This is a genomic window from Cutibacterium equinum, assembly GCF_028021195.1.
Taxonomy (GTDB): Bacteria; Actinomycetota; Actinomycetes; order Propionibacteriales; family Propionibacteriaceae; genus Cutibacterium; species Cutibacterium equinum.
In genome coordinates this window covers 2,329,130-2,348,536 of sequence record NZ_CP115668.1, presented here as the reverse complement: position 1 = coordinate 2,348,536, position 19,407 = coordinate 2,329,130, and the positions used below count along the sequence as shown (strand labels likewise).

The window sequence follows — 19,407 nt, the reverse complement described above, 5'->3', positions numbered from 1 at the left end:
CGATGCGCTGTCATGGGTCAGCGACGCGATTTGCGGATGGCCGCAACTGACATGCTGGCCAGCGCTCCGAGTCCCAGGAGCCCGGCAAGACCGGTCAGACCGACGGCGGGATCACCGCCGGTGGAAGGTAGCCGGTAATGGCGGTGCGGGGTCTTGGAACCGTTGGATCCGTCGTTGCCCGGCGTGGTGCCGTGCCTCGGCGTTGCGTCATGTCCCGGCTTCGTGCCGTGTCCCGGCTTCGTCTTGCCCGGGATGGTCGGCTGGGTCTCCCCCGAGCCGGCCTTCTGGGCGACGAAGGTCAAAGTGATCTTCGACGGGGCATTGAGGACGACCTTGCCGTTGACGACCTGACCCTTCGCGGTGCCGATGACCTTGCCATGATCGACAACGAGGATCTTGCGATCGGTCGGCACGTTGAGGCTCAGTGTTCCGGGAACGGTCGGTCCGGCGTTCTTCACGGTGACGATGACGTCCCCGTTGGCGTCGGTGCGACAGGTGATCGAGATCGAATCCCCCTTGGCGAAGCGACCCTTCATCGTTCCGCACTCACCGGCCAGGGTCCGCTCCGGACGCTGCATGGTGATCTGCACGGTCCTGGTGACGACGTGGCCAGCCGAGTCGACCGCGGTCAGGACAACCGGCGCGGCCTGGTCCATGACGAGCCCGCTCAGGTTGGCGTCGACAACGATGTTCTTGTCGAGATCGTCAACCACCGTGTAGGCGGCGCGGATCTGATCGAGGATGTTCTCGTCGGGGTTGACGACCAGGCCAGCCGGCCCCTCGATACGAGGAGCAGCGTCCACCGTGAACGGCACCGCGAGGTCGCTACGACGGTCAGCGCGGTCAGTGGCGGTGACAGCCAGCTGATGTGCGCCAGCAGCCAGGTCCTTGGTCGGCAGCTCGACCGTCAGTTGGGTGTAACCCTCCCCGGTCTTGGCCGGCGTGGCGTCATCCTTGGCGGCTTCCTTGTCCACAGCCGCCTGAGCAGCAGCGACCTTGGCCGCCTGGCCAGCCGAGTCAGTGGTTGGGGTGCTCGGTGCAGGGGCGCCGGTGTTGTCCGGCTCACCGTCGAAGGCAACCTCCGCACCCTCGGCAGGCACCACTTCCGTGGCCTTGAAGGCGACCTCCTTGCCGTCCAGGGTCACCTTCATGTTGCGAAGATGAGCGTCAGAAGCCTTGACGGTGATCGTCGTCGGCTCAGACACCACCTCGCCAGCCTTGACGCCAGCAACCTCGACCTGGGGGGCCTCGGTGTCGCTGATCACCGGGATGATCTGCTCCAGGCCGTTGCCCATGAGGTCGTAGAGACCCAGCAGGATGCGGTCGCCGTCGGAGGAGGTGACATCCTCGGAGAACATGCGCTTGTTGATGTCGGCGCCCGGGTCCCAGATGTTGGTGAAATTGGTGACGATGTCGCCGTTGATGGCCAGGGCGTAGCCGAAGGCGTTGTCCCACACACGTCCGGCGAAGGTCACGTCCTGCGACGGCTTGGTGATGTAGATGGCCCCGTCCTCGGCAATGCGCGGACGATCAAGCTGGATGCCGGGGATTCGGCTGTCATAGAACACCCGCCATGCACTCTCGATCGGCTTGGCTCCCTTGGTGGAGTCGGTGACGATGTAGCCGATCTTGGTCAGCCCCTGGTTGATCGGAACCTTGACGGAGAAGTGCAGCGCGGAATCGAGCTTGACTTCCTTGCCCTCGATGGTGAACGACTTGGGAGCACGGTTGAAGGTGCCCGAGATCGTGTAGGTACGAGGGGTCGTCGTGGCGTCCACGCTGGGGTCCTTGCCGTCCAGGAAGACGTTCGGCTGGCCGAACGGGAGGTTCGGATCAGCCATGGCTGGGTTGTCGAAGGTGATACGCAAGGAGTTGCCCCCGGTGACCGGGCGGTCGAGAGGCAGGGCCACGGTGCTGACGTTGGCCCCGTCATCGGCCGTCACGACGATCTGGGTGGCTGACTCTTCCGGGGCGACGGTCGCCTTGAACGTGCCGTCGTCATGTGCCTGGACCTTCTCACCGTCGATGAGGACCGTCAGCGGGCGACGCTGGTCGCCAACCTTGGCCTGGTCATCAATGACGGTGCCGGAGACGTCGACAGTGCCGTCGTCGTTGATGGTGACGAGGCCCTGAGCATTGCGGGCGGCGTCAGCGGTCAGCGTCGGGGCCTTGAAGTCGACGTCGATCCACGTCGTCGAACGGTCAAGGACCGTGCCGGCAGCGTCGTAGGCGACCATCTCGTAGGTGTTGTGGCCCGGTGTCCATCCGACCATCGCGGTGAAGTGGTGGTCGGCGTCGATCGTCGCGTCAACACCGTTGACGGTCACCTTGGCAACCTCGGCGGAGACGACACCACGGACCGGCAGGGTCTTGTCCTTGCGCAGGAAGGGCTGGTCGTCAACCAGGCCCAAGGTTGAGGAATCCGGGGTCTCAGCGTTGACGACGGATCCCCTGAGGAGGGGGTCGGGGGCGGCCAGGGCCGTCTTGTCGAGCATGACGACCGAGGTCGTGGTGTTGAAGGCGCCGTCGGCGGCAGTGACCTGCACGTACTTGGCCGCAGCCGGGTCCGAGACGGTGAAGACGGTCGCGTCGGGCACCGAGGTGGTGTCGGGGGTCAGCATCGTGCCTGAGCCGTCGCGAGCGGCGACCGGACCAGCGCCGGAGCCAGCGTCAGTGGCCTTGACGACGACCGACGCGGTGCCGTCAGAGTTGTGACGCACCGACGTGGCCAACTTCGGCGCAGTGACGTCCAGGACGAAGGGCATCTCGACGGTCTGCCAGCCGAAGTCGGGCGACAGACGAGCCTGCACCTTGAAGGTGTACTTGCCCTCGGGGGCAGTGACGAAGGCGGCCTTCTTGGCGTCCCATACCTTGCCGTCCCAACCGCGATCGGGATCGCTCTCGGCGGCGTTGGTCTTGAGGACAGCCAGCTTGGTCAGCCGGAGGTGTTGCAGATCCTGATCGGAACCAAGTTCGCGCACCGTCTTGCCGTTGGCATCGACGACGGAGAACTTGAGCTCCTGGGCAGATCGCAGCAGCAGGGTTTGGGCGAAGATGGTGTCGAGCATCCCGTCGCCGTTGGGGGAGAAGAAGTTGGCTCCCACGCCGCGCTCGATGGTCGTCGAGGCGAGGTTCGTGCTGGCCAGCACGGTCTTGTGCGGGTTCTCCTCGCCGAAGACCTGAGACATCAGTGACGGGTCCTTCGAGTAGACCGGGGTGTCGATGATGCTCTCGGCGTTCCAGTCGCCGACGAAGCCCATGTAAGGCAGGCTCAGGTCAGGCTGGGACGGGTCGGTGGACGAGAATCTGAACCAGCCTTCGATCCAGTGGGACTTACCGGTCTTCGGGGTGATGGTCCAGGACACATTGGCAGTGCCGTGGGCCGGAACCGTCACAGTGTTGGTCTGGGAGGCAGCCTTCTCGTCGGTCGAGCACGAGGTCAGCGGTTTGTCGCCGCTGTGATCCTCGTTGATGACGCAGGTCTGGCTGGTGGTGAAGGTCTGCGGCTTGTCACCGAGGTTGGTGAGGGCGACGTTGACCTTGCGAGCCGAGGTGATCTCCTTGAGAGCAGCGTTGGGCTTGCCGTCGATGGTCGCCAGGACACGGGTCTTGGCGGCGCGGTCAACTTGGGCGAGTCCAGCGCCGATCTGCCGGGGAGCCAGCGGCACACCGTTGGAGTACGTGAGGATCTCAGCGGTGTTCGACATCGCGGTGCGCACGGTGGAATTGGCTGCGACCCGAGACAGGTCGGGGCTGGTCTTCTTGAGCGACTGCAGCATGAGGGCTGACAGCCCGGCGACGTTCGGGGTGGCCATCGAGGTGCCCGACTCGACGCCGTACTTGTTGTCGTTGAGGGTCGAGTAGACGGCCCCGCCGACACCGGCGATCTCAGGCTTGAAGTTGAGATCCGGGGTGGCTCCCCACGAGGTGAAGCTCGAGGCGAGCATCGGGTCGGGGTTGTCGACCAGCTTGTTGGACTTGGTGAGTTGGATCGACACCTCCTTGCCGGACTTCATGACGTCGATGAGCTTCTGGCCGTCGTCGTGGCCAAGTCCGACGACCGGGACCGTGGATTTGTCGATGCCGGCCATGCCCGGGATGTCGTTTCCGCCACTGGCATTGTTGAAGATGATGACGCCAGTTGCTCCCTTGGCGACGGCGTTGGTCACCTTGTCGGCAAAGGAGAGCTCACCGCGCTCGATGAGGGCCCAGTTACCCTTGACCTCAGCGGGGACCTGTTCGGGCTTGCCGATGCCGGCAGCGACCAGTTTGTGAGCCTCGAGGTCGACGGGGCCAGCCTGCTGCTGGTACCCGGGGTCATACGATCCGCCCTCCCAGGTGGCCTTCGCGATGGTGACGATCTTGTGGGCGTTGTTGATCGAGGCGACCGACCAGGCCTGCGGGGCGGTGGCGGGGCTACCGAGGGCGCCGTTGTCGAGGAGTCCGAGGGTGTCGATCTCGTCACCTTGGGCGGAGGTTGTCAGGCCGTCGTTACCGGCGGCGACGACGACTTGGACTCCAGCCTGCTGGGCGTTGGCGATGGCGAGGGCTTCGCCCTGGTCTGCGGAGTCCACGCCGTTGGCAGAGCCGAGAGACATGTTGATGACGTCCGCCCCGCGTCGCACCGATTCCTCGATGGCGGCGACGATGTCATCGCTGTAGGCCGAGCCCCCGGTGCCGTCCGATCCGGATTTGGCAGGGTCGTTGGAGAACACCTTCATGGCGAGCAGCTGAGCCTGGGGAGCGGCACCGTTGACGCGCCCATTGGCGACGGCGTCGGCGTCGGCCCCACCGTTGGCAGCCACGATGCCGGCAACGTGCATGCCGTGCTGGGATGCAGTGGTGTCCTTGACGTTGTTGTTGCGGTCGGCGAAGTTGTAGCCGTAGGGCACCTTGTCGGTGAATCCGTCAGCGGCCTTGAGCTTGGCGTTGGCCTTGCCCTCGGCGTCGAGGCGCATGTCCTGGTGCTTGATGTCGATGCCGGTGTCGACGATCGAGACGACAGTGCCTCGGCCATCGAGCCCGGTCTTGCGAGCCGCGGTGGCGCCGGTGGCGATGTTGGCTTCCTCGTCGGCTGGCTGATAGGCGCGGACCGGCTTGACGGAGACGACGCCCGGCTGGGCCTCGAGAGCAGGGATGTCAGAGGTCTCGACCCAGGCCGAGAACCCCTTGAGGAGCAGGCCAAATCGGCGGTCAACCGTGATCGGGACCTTGGCCTGAATGGCGCTGATGGTGCGACTCAGCTCGGCGAGATTGGTTTTTTCAACTCCGCGTCCGGACGGCTGTCCCTTGAGCAGCACCATGACCTTGACCTTCTCGGACTGCTTCTGCGTCGCGAGGGTGGGAGAGGGGGTCGGTGGTGTGGGGCTTGGGGCTGCCATCGCGGCCGGAGTGGCTGCCAGCGCCAGCGCAACAATGGCTGGGAGCAGCCCTCCTCCTCGAGATGTGTGCATATGTATGACCGTCTTTCCTTGACACTGTGGCCGGACCTCCCGGGCACGCACGTGGCAGACAGAGCGCCCGAGGATCCGGCACACCAGCCACGGTGACCAATGCCAGCCACGGTGACCATGTGTCGCAGCCCCAGACGCAGTTTTAACCACTCCTGGCAGAACTTTGTCGGATCATCCCCGCAGAGCGCGAGACCTCGACGAAGAAATTGACGAAATCGTTACCAACGACTTAGGTCACCCTGAGGAAGTCTGTGATGCGGGGATCACAGGTGGCGTGTGTGTCCGAGGTGAGCCGGCCCGAGACGGACCTTGAGGATTCGGAGAACGACGATCCAGCCGGTATAGTGCTCAATTGGCTGTCTGTCATGGCAGCTGACCGATCGGGCAGACCCCGATCGGTGGCATTCGCCCTCCTGCCACGGGATGTACTCGTGGCCGCTGAGACCAGAGGAGGTGGAGTCAGCGTATGCGTAAGTACGAGGTCATGATCATCATTGATCCGACCGTCGAGGAGCGTCAGGTCGATTCCCTCATGGAGAAGTACCTGAAGGTCATCACTGACGAGAAGGGCACCGTCGACAACGTCGACGTGTGGGGCAAGCGCCGCCTGGCCTACGACATCCAGAAGAAGTCCGAAGGCATCTACGTCGTCCTCAACGCGACCTGCGAGCCCGCGACCATCCAGGAGATGGACCGTCTTCTCGCCATCGACGAGAAGGTCATGCGCACCAAGGTCATGCGTCCCGAGACCCACTGAGGGTCGAGGACCCACGCTGTTCGCCTCTGTTCCTCGGGTGATCCTGAAGACTGTCCGAGGTGAGCGGCACACTGGAACCATTGATTCGCAAACCCCCGAACTGCGGAGAGTGACATGGCTGGCGAAACACCCATCACGGTGATTGGCAACCTGACTGCCGATCCTGATCTGCGCTTCACCCCTAATGGGGTGCCTGTCGCGAATTTCACGGTGGCATCGACCCCGCGGACTTTCGACAAACAGACCAACGAGTGGCGCGACGGTGAGGCTATGTTCCTCAATTGCTCGGTGTGGCGTCAGTTCGCCGAGAATGTCGCCGAGTCCCTGTCCAAGGGCATGCGTGTCATCGTGTCGGGCAACCTCAAGGCTCGCTCGTACGAGGATCGGGACGGCAACAGACGCACCTCCTACGAGATTGACGTGGCTGAGGTGGGTCCGTCGCTGAGGTTCGCCTCAGCCAAGGTGACTCGCAGCCAGTCCTCCGGCGGAGGCAACTGGGGTGGCAATGGCGGCGGCGGTCAGGGCGGCAACTGGGGCGGAAACTCCGGTGGTGGCCAGGGCGGCTGGTCCGGCGGCAATGGTGGCCAGGGTGGTAACTGGGGCTCAGATTCCGGTAACCAAGGGTCCTACAACAATGGTGACGCCAATCGTGGCGGGGGAGTCGACCCCTGGGCCTCGGCCCAGACCGACGAACCCCCGTTCTGATCGGTAGGTCTGTGATCGGTAGGCCCGATCCAGCGACTATCGGCGTCATCAATAGAAGAAACATCAGGTTCGGCGCCCCACGTGGGGCCACGGACAAGGCACATTCCGGCGAGAGCCGGGCTTTCACACGAAGGAGAGCACCACAATGGCCGGTCCACAGCGCAAGTCTGTGAACAAGAAGAAGGTCGTTCCCGTCAAGACCGTGCACATCGGCGCGGTCGACTACAAGGACACCGCCCTGCTGCGCAAGTTTATCTCTGAGCGAGGCAAGATCCGCGCTCGTCGCGTCACCGGGCTGTCGGTCCAGGACCAGCGCAAGGTCGCCATCGCGATCAAGAATGCTCGCGAGCTCGCACTGCTCCCGTACGCCTCGACGGCTCGCTGAGAAGGGAGAAGGACATGAAGCTCATTCTCACTGCCCCGGTGGCCAAGCTCGGTGTCCCCGGCGACATCGTTGAGGTCAAGGACGGCTACGGCCGTAACTACCTGCTGCCGCAGAATTACGCCATCAAGTGGACGCGCGGTGCTGAGGCCCAGATCAAGGACATCACTCGCGCCCGCGACGCCAAGGAGATCAAGTCCAAGGAGGAGGCCGAGCAGATCCGCTCGCAGCTGGAGCACCTGGTCGTCCAGGTGACCGTCCAGGCTGGCGAGAACGGTCGTCTGTTCGGTGCCGTCACCCCCGGCGACATCGCCCTTGCCGTCAAGAAGGCTGGTGGTCCCGCCCTCGACAAGCGGACCATCGAGATCAACAAGCCGATCAAGACCATCGGCAAGCACACCGTCGGCGTCAAGCTGCATGACGCCATCAAGGGTCACGTCACGGTGGAGACTGTTCCCGCCGCCTGATCTGACGTAGACGCAGACATGAGGGAGGGCACCCAGATGGGTGCCCTCCCTGTGTTACGTCACCACCGGCGAAAGTCATGACGAAGCGTGATTCCATTGTGCGCCCGCATGGGGTCACTGGATGGCTTGCGGAGACATCAGCGTGTGGTTGGCGGGGGAGTTCCCTCGTTGTGAGCCCAGGCGTGCCCCTGCTCGTGATCGAGGTGGGTAGCCGTCTTGTTCTTCAAGCCGAAGATGTAGACCAAGGTGGAAATGAAGGTCAGGGTCGTCACGTAGACGATGAACCACGTCACCTTGTCATGCTCCTTGAAGGCCTCGTAGATGACCGGGGCAGTGCCGCCGAAGCAGGAGTTGGCGAGGCTGTAGCCGACACCGACGCCGAGCGCACGGATCTTGGCTGGGAAGAGCTCTGACTTCACCAAGGCGTTGATCGAGGTGTAGCCGGTCAGGATGATGTAGCCGATGAGCAGCAGGCCAAAGGCGCCGAAGGGGTTGGTGGCCTTCGGGAGGAAGGTGATGAGGACCCACGTGTAGCAGGTGGCGGCCACGCCGAAGAAGACCAGTAGCGGTTTGCGGCCGATCTTGTCGGAAATGAGACCTCCGATTGGCTGCAAACACATGAGGCAGATCAAGGCGATGAGGTTGACGGCGGTCGCCGTCATCGCCTGCTCCTTGAAGGTGGATTTCACAATGGCCGGGGCGTTCACCGAGTAGGTGTAGAAGCAGACGGTGCCGCCCATGGTGATGAGGAAGACCAGCAGCAGGGGATGCCAGTGGTCGACCAACAGGCTGCGCATGGTGCCGGAGTCGCGGTCCAGACCGGCGCGGATGTCTTCCAGATGCTCCTCGGTGAGGGATTCGTCCATGGTGCGTCGCATCCACAGCACGATGACTGCCGCGAGGCCACCGATGCCGAAGGCGACACGCCAACCCCAGGTGGCGATCTGATCGTGGGTCAGCGTGGCCGTCTCGATGAGCAGGACAGCCTGGGCAATGACCTGGCCACCAACCAAGGTGACGTACTGGAAGGAGGACAGGAAGCCGCGACGATGACGAACCGCTGCCTCCGACATGTAGGTCGCCGAGGTGCCGTATTCGCCACCGGTGGCGAATCCTTGGACAATGCGGCAGATGATGAGGAGCACGGCGGCCCACATACCAATCTGGTCGCGAGACGGAAGGATCGCCACAACCAACGAGGCGAAGGCCATCACCAGAACTGAGAAGGTGAGGGCGGAGCGACGTCCGTGCCGGTCAGCCCAGCGTCCGAAGAACCAGGAGCCCAGCGGACGCATGAGGAACGTGATGGCGAACACCGCGTAGACGTAAATGCGCGAGTTCTTGTCCTCAGGGCTGAAGAACTGGTTCTGGAAGTAGGTTGCGAAGACCGTGTACGTGTAGACGTCGTACCATTCGACGAGGTTTCCCAGGCACCCTTTGAGAGTGTTGAGTGCAGCCCGCCCGAGACTATGCTCTTCACGGACCAGTTGTGTTTCACTTGCCACCGTTGGCGCCTCCTTTGGCATCGACATTGGAAGTATGCCGCATTGAAGCCGACGAGTGTGACATCTTTCACAAATTGTTGGCAACAGTGGGGTGAGTCGTGACACAAGACAGTGAGTGGCAGCCCGGAGTTGTGTTCACGCACACGTTGTCGCTCACCCTCAACGACGAATCCCAACAGGTTCTTCGCGACGCGCGGAACCGGCTCATGGCAGCCGGAGTCCCGGTGCTGCACGAGCCGGCCCACATCACAGTGGCGGCGGTGTCGACCATGGACGGGATTGACTCTGATCTCGTCGACGTTGGGTGGCCGGAGCGAGTGACACTGACGACATCGTGTCGGTTGCCGAATTCTGACGGTGTGGTGGCCCTGTGTCCTCACGACCCCACCCGCCGTTCTCACGACCCCACCCGCCCTGGGGTTGCCGTCAAACCCGCTGCCTCCGACCCCATGACGATTTCTGACACCTCGCGGGGTGGGGGTGTCGAATCATGCTCCTCCTTGAGCCCGGATGATGTTTTTCGCACTTCGGAGGCCCTGGACGTGCTGTGCAGGCCCCACGAGGTGCTGCACCGCCGGCTGGCTGAGGTTGGTGTCACGACCTTCAACTACTACGGCCCACGGTGGTGGAATCCCCACGTCACGATGGGTTATCAGGTTCCGCCTGCGTTACAGGGGCGTGCCGTCGAGATCCTGGCAGATGTCGTGCCACTGGAGGTCGGTGTGATGGGGATTTCCGTCTGGTGCGTCGGGGACGGTCACACGCAGGTCCTGTGGTCTGGACCCGGCGGCGGAAATCATCACGAGGAGTGAATCATCACCGTGGCCAGGCCACGCGGCACCTGGGGCGCGGCGAAAACTGTCACCGCGGGCAGGGGAGGGTCACAGCGGTGATGACCAGCTCCCTGGGGCGGCGTTATTGGTCAAGCCAGACCGTTTGGATCCCCCTCGTAGGCTCGAGGTATGAAAATGTCCGATGACATCGTCCAAGCTTTCAACGATCAAATCACCCTCGAACTGACCGCTGACATGACGTATCGTCAGCTGGCCATCGAGGCCGATGCTCAGGATCTTTCTGGCATGGCCGCGTGGTTGCGCCACCAGGCGGACGAAGAGATCGTGCACGCCAACAAGTTCATCGACCACGTTCTCGATCGCGGAAGTCACCCCCGTATCGGAACGATCAAGGCCCCCGAGATCGAGCCCGGCCTGTCCCCGCTCGAGATCTTCCAGGCAGCCCTTGCCCATGAGGAAAAGGTCTCCGAGGCCATCCGTCAGCTGTACCGCTCCTGCACCTCAGCTGGTGACATTGACGCGATTCCGCTCCTCCATTGGTTCATCGACGAGCAGATCGAGGAGGAGTCGACCGTCAGCGACATCATCGGCCGGATCCAGCTCATCGATGATGACGGCTCTGGCCTGCTCCGCTTGGATGCTGAGCTCGGCTCTCGCGATGTGGAGTCCACCGAGAACGGCGACTGACGTGGACCCATGCGGGTTCGCCCGCGTGGCATAGGGATGTGTGCGGCCCAGAACTGTCGGTATCTTCATCTATGGTGTGACCTCGGATGCATTGACGTGGATGAGCGTCTGCCGCATCCCCACGGCCCCCAATCGAGAGGTTTCCATCCGTGAACTGGCTGCATGCCGTCATCCTCGGCATCGTCGAGGGCATTACCGAGTTCCTTCCCGTCTCCAGCACCGGCCATCTGCGCATCGTTGAAAAGCTGCTTGGATACGACATCCAGGGCGCCGGAATCACCGCCTTCACTGCGATCATCCAGGTCGGCGCAATCATCGCCGCCATCATCTACTTCTGGTCCGACATCGTGCGCATCGTCGTCGCGTGGTGCAAGGGTCTGGCCCATAAGGAGGATCGCAGTGATCCGGATTACACCCTTGGCTGGGGCATCATCGTTGGCTCGATTCCGGTCGGCATCGTCGGACTGTTGTTCAAGGACGCCATCGAGAACACCCTGAGTTCTCTGTGGGTCGTCGCCATTGCCCTCATCGTCTGGAGCGGCGTGATGTGGCTGGGAGACCGTCAGTCGGGTCTTGATCGTGGCATGAAGGAAGTTGGCATTGTCGACGCCATCTTCATCGGCTGCTTCCAGGCGCTGGCCCCTCTCTTCCCCGGCATCTCACGGTCAGGTGCGACGATTTCTGCCGGTCTGTTCCGTAGGTTCGATCGCGCGACCGCAACTCGGCTGTCGTTCTTCATGGGTATCCCGGTATTGGTGGCTGCCGGCATTTACGAGACCGTCTCGGCCGCCAGTGACATTTCCACCGCCAGCGGCGGAGCCAACGCGATTGGTTGGGGGCCGACGATTGTGGCGACGGTGGTCTCGCTCATCGTGGCCTACGCCTCTATCGCGTGGTTGCTGAAGTTCGTCTCCTCGAACAAGTTCACTGGCTTCATCTGGTACCGGATCGTCGTGGGCTTGATCATGATCGCCCTCATTCTGACCAACGTCGTCACCGCCTGATCCCCATCCGACTCATTGAGGGCCGACCTGCTTCACGCAGGTCGGCCCTCAATGTTGTGTGCGTAGACAGCTCAGATAGAACCCCCTCAGTCTCCCGACTCAGCCTCCATCGAGCGGTTGAAGTCTTTCTTCATGGCGCGCCAGCCGTCGGCGTCGCGCCCTGCGAACCAGTAGGCCGACAAGTGCACCCTCTCCTTGGGTAACCCGCGCTCGAGGCGCAGGTGACGGCGCATGGGGCGGACCATCGCGGCTTGCCCGTGAACGAAGGCGTGGGTGTCGCGAGGAAGGTCCAGGTCTCGGACGGTGGCGAAAATTCCCTCGGGGTCCCGGGGAGCCGTCACGATCGTGACGCGGTCGTTGTCGGGGAGGGGATAAATGTGATGTCCCTCGACGATGACGACGGTGGCGCGGGCCGACTCCGGCAGGGAGGCCAGGGTGTTCGCTACTGCCGGCAGAGCAACCGCATCGGCGACGGCGAGCACATGGGTGAGGTCTGAAGGCATCTGCCAATGGCCCCCCGGCCCCCGTACTGCCACCTGGTCTCCGGGCTCGACGATTTTTGACCACTGGGACCCGGGGCCGTCATGGGCGTCTGTCCCGGTCTCGGCACCGAACTGCAGGACGTCAATGCCCCACGACCCGTCAGCCGAGCATCGGCGACGAGTGTACGTGCGCAGCAGGGGGTGGGCGTCGTCCTGACTGACTGGTGCGCGGAGGTCGGATCCGTCGGAGGGTAGGACGATCTTGACGTGATCGTCGACCGAGGTGATGGGCGGCATGTCGCACGGTTCGAAGTCGATCGAGATGACGTTCGGGATGTCGTGGCGGACCTCGCGGACTCGCGCCAGACGTTGGGCTCTGACCATGTGGCCAGGCTACATCAATTATGAAACGGCAGCGTTGTCAAATGTGTCGTGGGTGCGGTGCTTCCGGGTGAGCGTGAGGGGGTCTGACGGTGAAAGAACCCCTACTCCGGGAGTTATCCACAGGGTTATCCACCAACTGGGGACAACTCACACAGGTGTAATTCGACTGGTGTGGTTCATTGTGGGTCTCGCAGAGGATACGACACGTGACCTCGCAGGTATGGGTTCCGGCCCCGCAACATCTTGCTCCCCAAGGAGGGTGCCCGTGCCGCAGTGCGAAAAGTGTCAGATGGGGTGGGGGAGGCGACACTGGAGTGCTCGGCCCCACCCTCGGCTGACAAAAATCACCGAGACGTCAATGGCGGGACAAGCCCGCAAGGCCAGTGAGCGCAAAACGGCCAGTGAGCGCAAAACGGCCAGTGAGCGCAAACGAACTGTGTGACCGGCCCGAACAGTTAACGGCGACCGTCGGTTATCCGGACCGCCGTCAGGACAGCGCAGCGTCGGTGAGGGCCTTCGTGGACCCTGCCCGGCTGTCGGAGACCTGAACCTCGGTCCGGGCTGGTTTCTTGGCCAGGGAACGCTGTCGAATGCGCGTCGCGATGGTCGTGCCGACCAGCACAACCAGGAACACCACTCCGGAGACCGCCGACATCATGGACGAGGTTGCCAGGTCCCAGGTTTTCGCCAGCTCGAACCCGATGACGGCCGAAACCACCGCTACGACGACGGTCCATCCCGCCATCCGGCGCAGGGTCTTCGCCAGCAGGAGAGCGGTGGCCGGCGGAGCAATCATGAGTGCGACGACGAGGATGGACCCCACCGCATCAAAACACACCACCACTGTCAGGGCGATGAGGCACATGAGGATTCCGTTGGTCAACCGGACTGGCAGGCCCATGGTGCGAGCCAGTTGCGGGTCAAAGGTCGCGACCGCCAGCACCCGGCGCATCGCGAAGAGGCAGACCGCAGTGATGACACACACCACGATCTCCTTCCACATGGTGATGGGGCCGATGTCGATCGTGCCCAACACGATGTGGTTCACCGACAGTGCCTGAAGGTTGATGTTGCCGGCAAGAATCGTCGACTCGTCGATGTGAACCTCGGTCAACACTGTCGACAACAAGATGACGCCGATGGAAAACAGCACCGGGAAGATCAGCCCTTGGTTGGCGTCGCCGGTGACCAGTCCGGTGCGGGCCAGCCATTCAGCGCCAATGACGACGATCAACCCCATGAGGGTCGCGATGATGACCAGGAGCGGGGAATTCAACGACCCTGACAGCAGCGCTCCGATGGCGATCCCCGGCAGCACTGCATGCGACATCGCGTCAACGAGCATTGACTGATGGCGTAGGACGAGGAAAATCCCGGGCACCGAGCAGGTGACAGCCGTGACGATAGCCAACAGCAGGATGGAGGTGATGAGTGGCATGTCAGTTCCCCTCCGTCTGTGCTGCCAGTGCGCGACGCCGCGACACCCGAATCTGCGTCAAGGATCGATGCGGGGAAAAGACCATCGAGAAGGCGAACACGACGAACAGCACGACGACAATCACCGGACCGGTAGGAACCCGGCCCATGCATACGGCCAGATACGAGCCGACAGCTCCGCACAGCGCCCCCAGAATGGCGGCCAGGATGATCATGGTGTGCATGTGTCGCACCCACAGTCGGGCTGTGGCAGCCGGCATGATCGCGAAGGCAATCATGAGCACAAGACCCACGGTCTTGACCCCGATGACGATGGATGTCGTCGTCACGAGGAACAAAATCGTCGAAACGGTCCGCCCACGGTACCCGGACATTGTCGCGAACACCGGATCGAAGATGAAAAGTGTCAGCCCACGCCAGGTGAAGGCCGTTACCGTGGCCGCGATGAGCCCGAAGATGAGGATGACGGTGTTGTCCTCGGTCGTCAGGGTGGCTGCGTTGCCAAAGAGGTAGGTGTTGATTCCCTGGCGGTTGGGCAGGGTGGACCCGGCGATGATGCGCAGCCCGACCATGCCACCGCCGTAGAAAAGCGCCAGGCAGATGGCCATCGCCGCGTCGATACTCACCCGGGAGTGGGCGCTGATCGCGTTGGCCAACAGCGCGGCCAGGGCTGAGGAGATGACGGCACCGATGGTCAATGTGACCATGGAGCGGCCGTTGACGTGGAACACCGCTGCCGACACGATGAAGGCCCCGACGACCCCAGCGATCGCGGAGTGACCAATGACGTCGGCCAGCAGGGATTGCTTGCGCTGGTAGAGCAGACACCCCAGCCCACCTGAGAACAATCCGATGAGAACCGTGCCGATGAGCATCGTCCGGTAGGTGTAGCTGCCGAAGAACTCCGATGCGGGGATGATCCCGGTCAGAGGAGTGATCTGGGTCAGCATGAGGGCGCTCATCGTGCCCCCGTGAAGATGTCGTCGCTGATGCCGTAGGCGGTGTGGACCGTCTCGGTGGTGAAGGCCTCGGCAAGGGGACCAACCGAGACGACCTTCCCCTCGGCAAGCAGGCACGCCCAGGTACAGATGTCAGCCACACTGGCGAGGTTGTGATGGACGATGACGAGGGTTTTCCCCTCCGAGACGAGCATGTCGAGAACTGACATCAGGGTGCGTTCACTGGCAGCGTCGACCCCGGCGAAGGGCTCGTCCATGAAGAAGAAGTCGGGGCGCTGAGCCAGGATTCGCGCCATGAAGGTCCGCTGTTTTTGACCACCGGACAGTTCAGTGATGTGCCGGTCGGCATATTTCGCAATGCCGACGGTCTCCAGCGACTCCCGGACAATCTGTTTTTCGGCGGCCCCGGGGCGCTTGAACCATCCGAGCCTGCCAAAGGTTCCCTGAGCCACGACGTCGCCCACGGTCGCCGGGTAGTCCCAGTCGACCTCGGCAGCCTGCGGCATGTACCCAATGCGTCGACGCATCTGGTTGAGGGGTTTGCCGAAGATCTGGACGGATCCAGTGAGGGTGGGGACGAGCCCGAGGATGGCCTTCATGAGGGTGGACTTGCCAGCTCCATTGGGGCCGAGGAGAGCCAGGGCCTCACCCGTGGGCAGGCTGAGGGTGGCGTGGGACAGGGCGATGGTGTCCTGATACGCGACGGTGAGGTCGTCAACCTCGAGGGCCGTGGGTTCGGATGAGGTCATGGCTTCTCCTTGCAGGCTGGTGCCGCCCACCTGCAGTGGGCAACACCGCTGTGCTCACTTGAGAGCGTTGGTGATGGTTTCCGCGTTGTACTGGAAGACGCCCAGGTAAGTGTCGACCGGGGCTTCCTCGCCGAGGGAGTCAGCGTACAACGGCTTGTCAGAAACAGTCACGGACCCACCCTTGGCGGCAACGGCTTCCTTGAGGTGCTTGATGGCCTCAGGGTTCTTGAGGTTGTCCTGGAAGATCGTCTTGATCTTCTTGTCAGCGATGAGCTTGGCGAGGTCGTCCAGCTGGGCGGCGCTCATCTCGGACTCCGAGGAGACGAAGTCGGTGGCGTGAATCTCGATGTTGTAGGTCTTGCCGAGGTAGTTGAAGGCATCGTGTCCGGTGACGAGGATACGGCGATCCTGGGGGATCTGGTCGAAGAGCTTGCCGGCCTTGGCCTTCTCCTCGTCGATCTTCTTGTTGTATTCCTCGCCGTTCTTCTTGTAGGTGTCGGCGTTGGCCTTGTCGATCTCGCCGAGCTTCTTCGCAGTGGCGGTCACAACGTGCTTCCAGTTGTCAGGGGAGTTCCACACGTGGGGATCGTGGCCCTCGACCTTGCCGTCCTCCTCCCAGGGGAGCAGATCGGACTCGGGGATGGACTCAGCGGCGGGAACCTGCTTGTTGCCGAGCTTGTCGAAGTGGTCCATCATGTGGTGCTCCATGTCGTGGCCGGTCCAGACCACGACGTCGGCCTTCTCGATGGCCTCGATGTCACCAGTGGACAGTTCCTGGGTGTGGGGGTCGCCGCCGGGCTTGACGAGCACCTTGACCTTGGCGTCGGGGGCGATGTTGTGGACGGCGTCTCCGAGGTATCCGGTGGAGGCGACGACGTTGAGGGTCTTCTTGTCGGAATTACCGGATCCGGTGTCGGAATTCTCGGCAGAACAGCCGCCGATGCCGGCGGCCATGGTCAATGCTGCGACGACGGCGGCGGCCGATCGAAGAATGGAGGACTTCATGAGCCTGGCTCCTAGAGTGTGTGAGATGTGCGCTCGTGTGTTCACCCGAGCAACCGCGACTTTAGCAAAGGCCAGCCTTACCTAATAATTGAGGTGGTTAATGTTGGTAGCTGAGTCGCAACCATCGTCGACACACGGTGTCGCTGCCAGGGTGGGACAATGGACCGGCGGCGACAACAGGAGGCCAGGTTGGTGACGGTTCCAGAACTGTTCGGAGACCCGGATCAATGGCCTGACCAAGACCTTATCGCGATCACTGGGGTGCTCGGCCCCCAACTGGTGTTGACGGCGCTCCACGAGGGTGTCTTTCCGATGCCCATCGCTGACGACGAGGTACCCCCGCAACTTCAGGGCGCGATGGCGTGGTGGTCTCCCATGCGCCGAGGTGTTCTACTCCCCGGCCATCTCAAGGTCGCTCGCAGCTTGCGCAAGACGACCAAACATCAGACGACGACCGTCGACCGTGCCTTTGACGAGGTCATCGCACGATGCGCCGACCCGGATCGCCCCAACGCCTGGATCGATGGCCGCGTCATCGACTCTTATGGCTACCTTCATCGACGCGGCTGGGCCCATTCGGTGGAAACCTGGGACGACAAGGGGCGTCTCGTGGGTGGGCTCTACGGCGTCAATGTGGGCGGTCTGTTCAGTGGGGAATCGATGTTCCACGACCCGCAACATGGCCGCGACGCCTCCAAGACGGCTCTGCTGAGGTTGGTGTGTGAACTCGGCGAGGGATTGTTGGACGTGCAGTGGAGCACGCCGCACTTGGCCAGTCTGGGCGTCACCGAGGTTGACCGTAGCGAATATCTCGACCTTCTCGAGCGCGCTCTGGACCGTCCGGCCCCACAGTGGACCAGCCCGGATGACCCGGCATGGAACGGCGCCCAGCTCCTTGATCGGCTCGAAGACATGTCCGCCTGACGGGATCGGGGTTGCTGTGGTGATCTCGTGGCTGGCGTGACGGCGTGCGCCAAGGCGTCAGCCCGACCGGTGTCGGATCCGCAATCACGTTTTGACGCCGCCGTTTGCGCCGAAGTTGCAGGACCGATGTACGGATCGACAGCCCTGGCACAAGATATTGCCGATAATCCGGATGCTGCCACGAGATTTATTGTGGTAGCAAGAAGTGGCCAAAAGATTGCTCGAAGCAAGAAGTGATCGCACATCTGTTGTCATCGTTCCCGTGAGCGATCATCTTGGTGCCTTGGTGTAACTCCTGCAGCAGTTCTCGTTCCGCGAAATTGATTGTCGAGAATTGGGTCGAGATTAGCCAAGGGTCGTCTTGGTGGGTATCTCTTCTCCATCGACGTCGTCGGCCACGTCGTGGATGAGAGGATGACGGCTGTGCTCGAGGGGCTATATCGAATCAGTCGCCAGATGTTCTTCCTTGGGTTCTATCCGAACGCTTCTACAAGGGTGTTTGCGGCGCCTGGAGACCCGGATGTCATCTGCGGCTTCTGCGATGAGGATGACGCGGGGCAGAGGGGTGGTTCCGGCGAATCGTGGGGAAATGGTAACGAAAACATCTTCGTGGAGAGTGCAAGCTGTAACATATTTAGATTCGCTAAGCAAGGGGTTTTGAAAAATTCCATAAGCGTGAGGTGGAGGGGGTTGAATATGACTCTCAAGTCTGTATCGTTGAAGGCGTCAACTGATCCCAGTCGGCTCCCCGATTGGGATATCGCGGAAATCTAGACGAAGGGACTTAAGAATGCCGACTCATGAGACCCCTACGCACGCTAATATTGACGCTCTCTATGATCGCACCGTTGTTGACCAGTCCGGTGACAAGATTGGCGAAATCGGCCAAGTCTATCTTGACGATGCTTCCGGCCAGCCGGCATGGGTGACCGTCAAGACCGGTCTGTTTGGACGCAACGAGACTTTCGTTCCGTACCAGGGCCTCGACATCTCCGGTGACCAGGTCCGCGCCCCCTACTCCAAGGACAAGGTGAAGGACGCTCCGAACGTTGACCCCGACGGCCATCTTTCCGAGGATGAGACCGACGCCCTGTACCGCTACTACTCCGATGCCTTCGGCTCCGAGAAGGACGCCACCAAGGATGCCAATCAGGGCGTGGCTGGAAACGGTGTCGCCGGGGGAGTGGCTGGCCAGCGGACCGTTGAGACGAATGGCAACCAGGGTGTTGCTGGCAACGGTGTCTCCGGTCACGAGGTCGCCGACGCCAACAACCAGAAGGTCGCCGACACCAAGGCCCAGACCACTGCCGATCAGAAGTCCCCGGTGGCCGAGGATGGCTCCGTCGTTCGTCATGAGGAGCGCCTCAAGGTCGGTAAGGAGCGCGTCGAAACCGGTCGCGTCCGCATCCGCAAGCACATTGTCCACGACACCGAGACCGTCCAGGTTCCGGTCGAGCGGGAGGAAATCCACGTCGAGCGTGTTCCTCTCGACGAGGAGGTCGCTGCTGACGACGTCCAGCTGTCTGAGGGCACCCAGGACATCGTGACCCATGAGGAGCGCGCGGTCGTCGGCAAGGAGACCGTTGCTGCCGAGAAGATCCGCATCGGTAAGGACACCACCCAGGGCACCCAGACCGTGTCCGGTGAGGTTGCCAAGGAACAGATCGACATCGATCAGGCCAACCAGCCGAAGAACAAGTGACGTCAAGAACT

17 protein-coding genes and 1 pseudogene are annotated in these 19,407 nt (G+C 62.4%); 10 read left to right on the top strand and 8 right to left on the bottom strand.

The genetic code is table 11. The features are described 5' to 3' along the window. Nucleotides 1–17: 17 nt before the first annotated feature. Nucleotides 18–5,453, bottom strand: a complete 5,436-nt coding sequence (locus O6R08_RS10645; RefSeq protein WP_271418071.1) for a S8 family serine peptidase — start codon at nt 5,451–5,453, stop codon at nt 18–20. A 466-nt stretch (nt 5,454–5,919) separates the two neighbouring features. On the opposite strand from O6R08_RS10645, the gene rpsF reads away from it, so the two are divergent. From rpsF to rplI, 4 genes are all read left to right on the top strand, one after another. After that, nucleotides 5,920–6,210, top strand: coding sequence for a 30S ribosomal protein S6 (rpsF, locus tag O6R08_RS10640; RefSeq protein WP_271418070.1), 291 nt, complete (start codon nt 5,920–5,922; stop codon nt 6,208–6,210). 114 nt (nt 6,211–6,324) lie between these two features. Beyond that, nucleotides 6,325–6,915 (top strand): single-stranded DNA-binding protein, encoded by a 591-nt coding sequence (locus tag O6R08_RS10635; RefSeq protein ID WP_271418069.1) that lies wholly within the window; start codon nt 6,325–6,327, stop codon nt 6,913–6,915. A gap of 145 nt (nt 6,916–7,060) precedes the next feature. Beyond that, on the top strand, nt 7,061–7,300 hold the full coding sequence (gene rpsR, locus O6R08_RS10630) for a 30S ribosomal protein S18 (protein WP_004809778.1): 240 nt from the start codon (nt 7,061–7,063) through the stop codon (nt 7,298–7,300). A gap of 14 nt (nt 7,301–7,314) precedes the next feature. Further along, the gene (gene rplI / locus O6R08_RS10625; protein WP_271418068.1) at nt 7,315–7,764 is read left to right on the top strand and encodes a 50S ribosomal protein L9; all 450 of its coding nucleotides are present in this window, start codon (nt 7,315–7,317) and stop codon (nt 7,762–7,764) included. 137 nt (nt 7,765–7,901) lie between these two features. Here rplI and O6R08_RS10620 read toward each other — a convergent pair whose 3' ends face one another. Further along, complete coding sequence (locus O6R08_RS10620) at nt 7,902–9,269, bottom strand: MFS transporter (RefSeq protein ID WP_271418067.1); 1,368 nt, start codon at nt 9,267–9,269, stop codon at nt 7,902–7,904. 98 nt (nt 9,270–9,367) lie between these two features. Here O6R08_RS10620 and O6R08_RS10615 point away from each other — a divergent pair, with 98 nt between their 5' ends. From O6R08_RS10615 to O6R08_RS10605, 3 genes are all read left to right on the top strand, one after another. Then, a complete protein-coding gene (locus tag O6R08_RS10615) occupies nt 9,368–10,081 on the top strand; it encodes a hypothetical protein (RefSeq protein ID WP_271418066.1) in 714 nt (237 codons plus the stop codon). A 150-nt stretch (nt 10,082–10,231) separates the two neighbouring features. Then, complete coding sequence (locus O6R08_RS10610; RefSeq protein WP_271418065.1) at nt 10,232–10,750, top strand: ferritin; 519 nt, start codon at nt 10,232–10,234, stop codon at nt 10,748–10,750. Nucleotides 10,751–10,899: 149 nt separating this feature from the next. Continuing rightward, nucleotides 10,900–11,754, top strand: coding sequence for an undecaprenyl-diphosphate phosphatase (locus O6R08_RS10605; protein ID WP_271418064.1), 855 nt, complete (start codon nt 10,900–10,902; stop codon nt 11,752–11,754). A gap of 86 nt (nt 11,755–11,840) precedes the next feature. Here the strand turns inward: O6R08_RS10605 and O6R08_RS10600 are convergent, their stop codons facing one another. From O6R08_RS10600 to O6R08_RS10575, 6 genes and pseudogenes are all read right to left on the bottom strand, one after another. Next, the gene (locus tag O6R08_RS10600) at nt 11,841–12,257 is read right to left on the bottom strand and encodes a siderophore-interacting protein (RefSeq protein ID WP_271419381.1); all 417 of its coding nucleotides are present in this window, start codon (nt 12,255–12,257) and stop codon (nt 11,841–11,843) included. Between the two features lie 66 nt (nt 12,258–12,323). Continuing rightward, nucleotides 12,324–12,533, bottom strand: a pseudogene (locus tag O6R08_RS10595) (siderophore-interacting protein); the annotation flags it as partial. Between the two features lie 574 nt (nt 12,534–13,107). Continuing rightward, complete coding sequence (locus O6R08_RS10590) at nt 13,108–14,058, bottom strand: metal ABC transporter permease (RefSeq protein ID WP_271418063.1); 951 nt, start codon at nt 14,056–14,058, stop codon at nt 13,108–13,110. A 1-nt stretch (nt 14,059) separates the two neighbouring features. Continuing rightward, complete coding sequence (locus O6R08_RS10585) at nt 14,060–15,007, bottom strand: metal ABC transporter permease (protein WP_271418062.1); 948 nt, start codon at nt 15,005–15,007, stop codon at nt 14,060–14,062. Between the two features lie 8 nt (nt 15,008–15,015). Beyond that, nucleotides 15,016–15,765 (bottom strand): metal ABC transporter ATP-binding protein, encoded by a 750-nt coding sequence (locus O6R08_RS10580; protein WP_271418061.1) that lies wholly within the window; start codon nt 15,763–15,765, stop codon nt 15,016–15,018. Between the two features lie 54 nt (nt 15,766–15,819). Then, entirely contained in the window at nt 15,820–16,770 is a 951-nt protein-coding gene (locus tag O6R08_RS10575; protein ID WP_271418060.1) for a metal ABC transporter substrate-binding protein, read from the bottom strand. A 192-nt stretch (nt 16,771–16,962) separates the two neighbouring features. Between O6R08_RS10575 and aat the strand changes: the two genes are divergently transcribed. From aat to O6R08_RS10560, 3 genes are all read left to right on the top strand, one after another. Continuing rightward, nucleotides 16,963–17,694: a leucyl/phenylalanyl-tRNA--protein transferase gene (gene aat, locus O6R08_RS10570; protein ID WP_271418059.1), complete on the top strand. Its 732-nt coding sequence runs from the start codon at nt 16,963–16,965 to the stop codon at nt 17,692–17,694. Between the two features lie 27 nt (nt 17,695–17,721). Further along, nucleotides 17,722–17,931: a prephenate dehydratase domain-containing protein gene (locus O6R08_RS10565; protein ID WP_333907897.1), complete on the top strand. Its 210-nt coding sequence runs from the start codon at nt 17,722–17,724 to the stop codon at nt 17,929–17,931. A 553-nt stretch (nt 17,932–18,484) separates the two neighbouring features. Then, nucleotides 18,485–19,396 (top strand): PRC and DUF2382 domain-containing protein, encoded by a 912-nt coding sequence (locus O6R08_RS10560; RefSeq protein WP_271418058.1) that lies wholly within the window; start codon nt 18,485–18,487, stop codon nt 19,394–19,396. The last annotated feature ends 11 nt before the right edge of the window (nt 19,397–19,407 follow it).

Bases quoted from the DNA above. Each gene is read 5' to 3' on its own strand.
- O6R08_RS10645 (WP_271418071.1), bottom strand. From the start codon at position 5,453: ATGCACACATCTCGAGGAGGAGGGCTGCTCCCAGCCATTGTTGCGCTG.
- rpsF (WP_271418070.1), top strand. From the start codon at position 5,920: ATGCGTAAGTACGAGGTCATGATCATCATTGATCCGACCGTCGAGGAG.
- O6R08_RS10635 (WP_271418069.1), top strand. From the start codon at position 6,325: ATGGCTGGCGAAACACCCATCACGGTGATTGGCAACCTGACTGCCGAT.
- rpsR (WP_004809778.1), top strand. From the start codon at position 7,061: ATGGCCGGTCCACAGCGCAAGTCTGTGAACAAGAAGAAGGTCGTTCCC.
- rplI (WP_271418068.1), top strand. From the start codon at position 7,315: ATGAAGCTCATTCTCACTGCCCCGGTGGCCAAGCTCGGTGTCCCCGGC.
- O6R08_RS10610 (WP_271418065.1), top strand. From the start codon at position 10,232: ATGAAAATGTCCGATGACATCGTCCAAGCTTTCAACGATCAAATCACC.
- O6R08_RS10600 (WP_271419381.1), bottom strand. From the start codon at position 12,257: ATGCCTTCAGACCTCACCCATGTGCTCGCCGTCGCCGATGCGGTTGCT.
- O6R08_RS10590 (WP_271418063.1), bottom strand. From the start codon at position 14,058: ATGCCACTCATCACCTCCATCCTGCTGTTGGCTATCGTCACGGCTGTC.
- O6R08_RS10585 (WP_271418062.1), bottom strand. From the start codon at position 15,007: ATGCTGACCCAGATCACTCCTCTGACCGGGATCATCCCCGCATCGGAG.
- O6R08_RS10580 (WP_271418061.1), bottom strand. From the start codon at position 15,765: ATGACCTCATCCGAACCCACGGCCCTCGAGGTTGACGACCTCACCGTC.
- O6R08_RS10575 (WP_271418060.1), bottom strand. From the start codon at position 16,770: ATGAAGTCCTCCATTCTTCGATCGGCCGCCGCCGTCGTCGCAGCATTG.
- O6R08_RS10560 (WP_271418058.1), top strand. From the start codon at position 18,485: ATGCCGACTCATGAGACCCCTACGCACGCTAATATTGACGCTCTCTAT.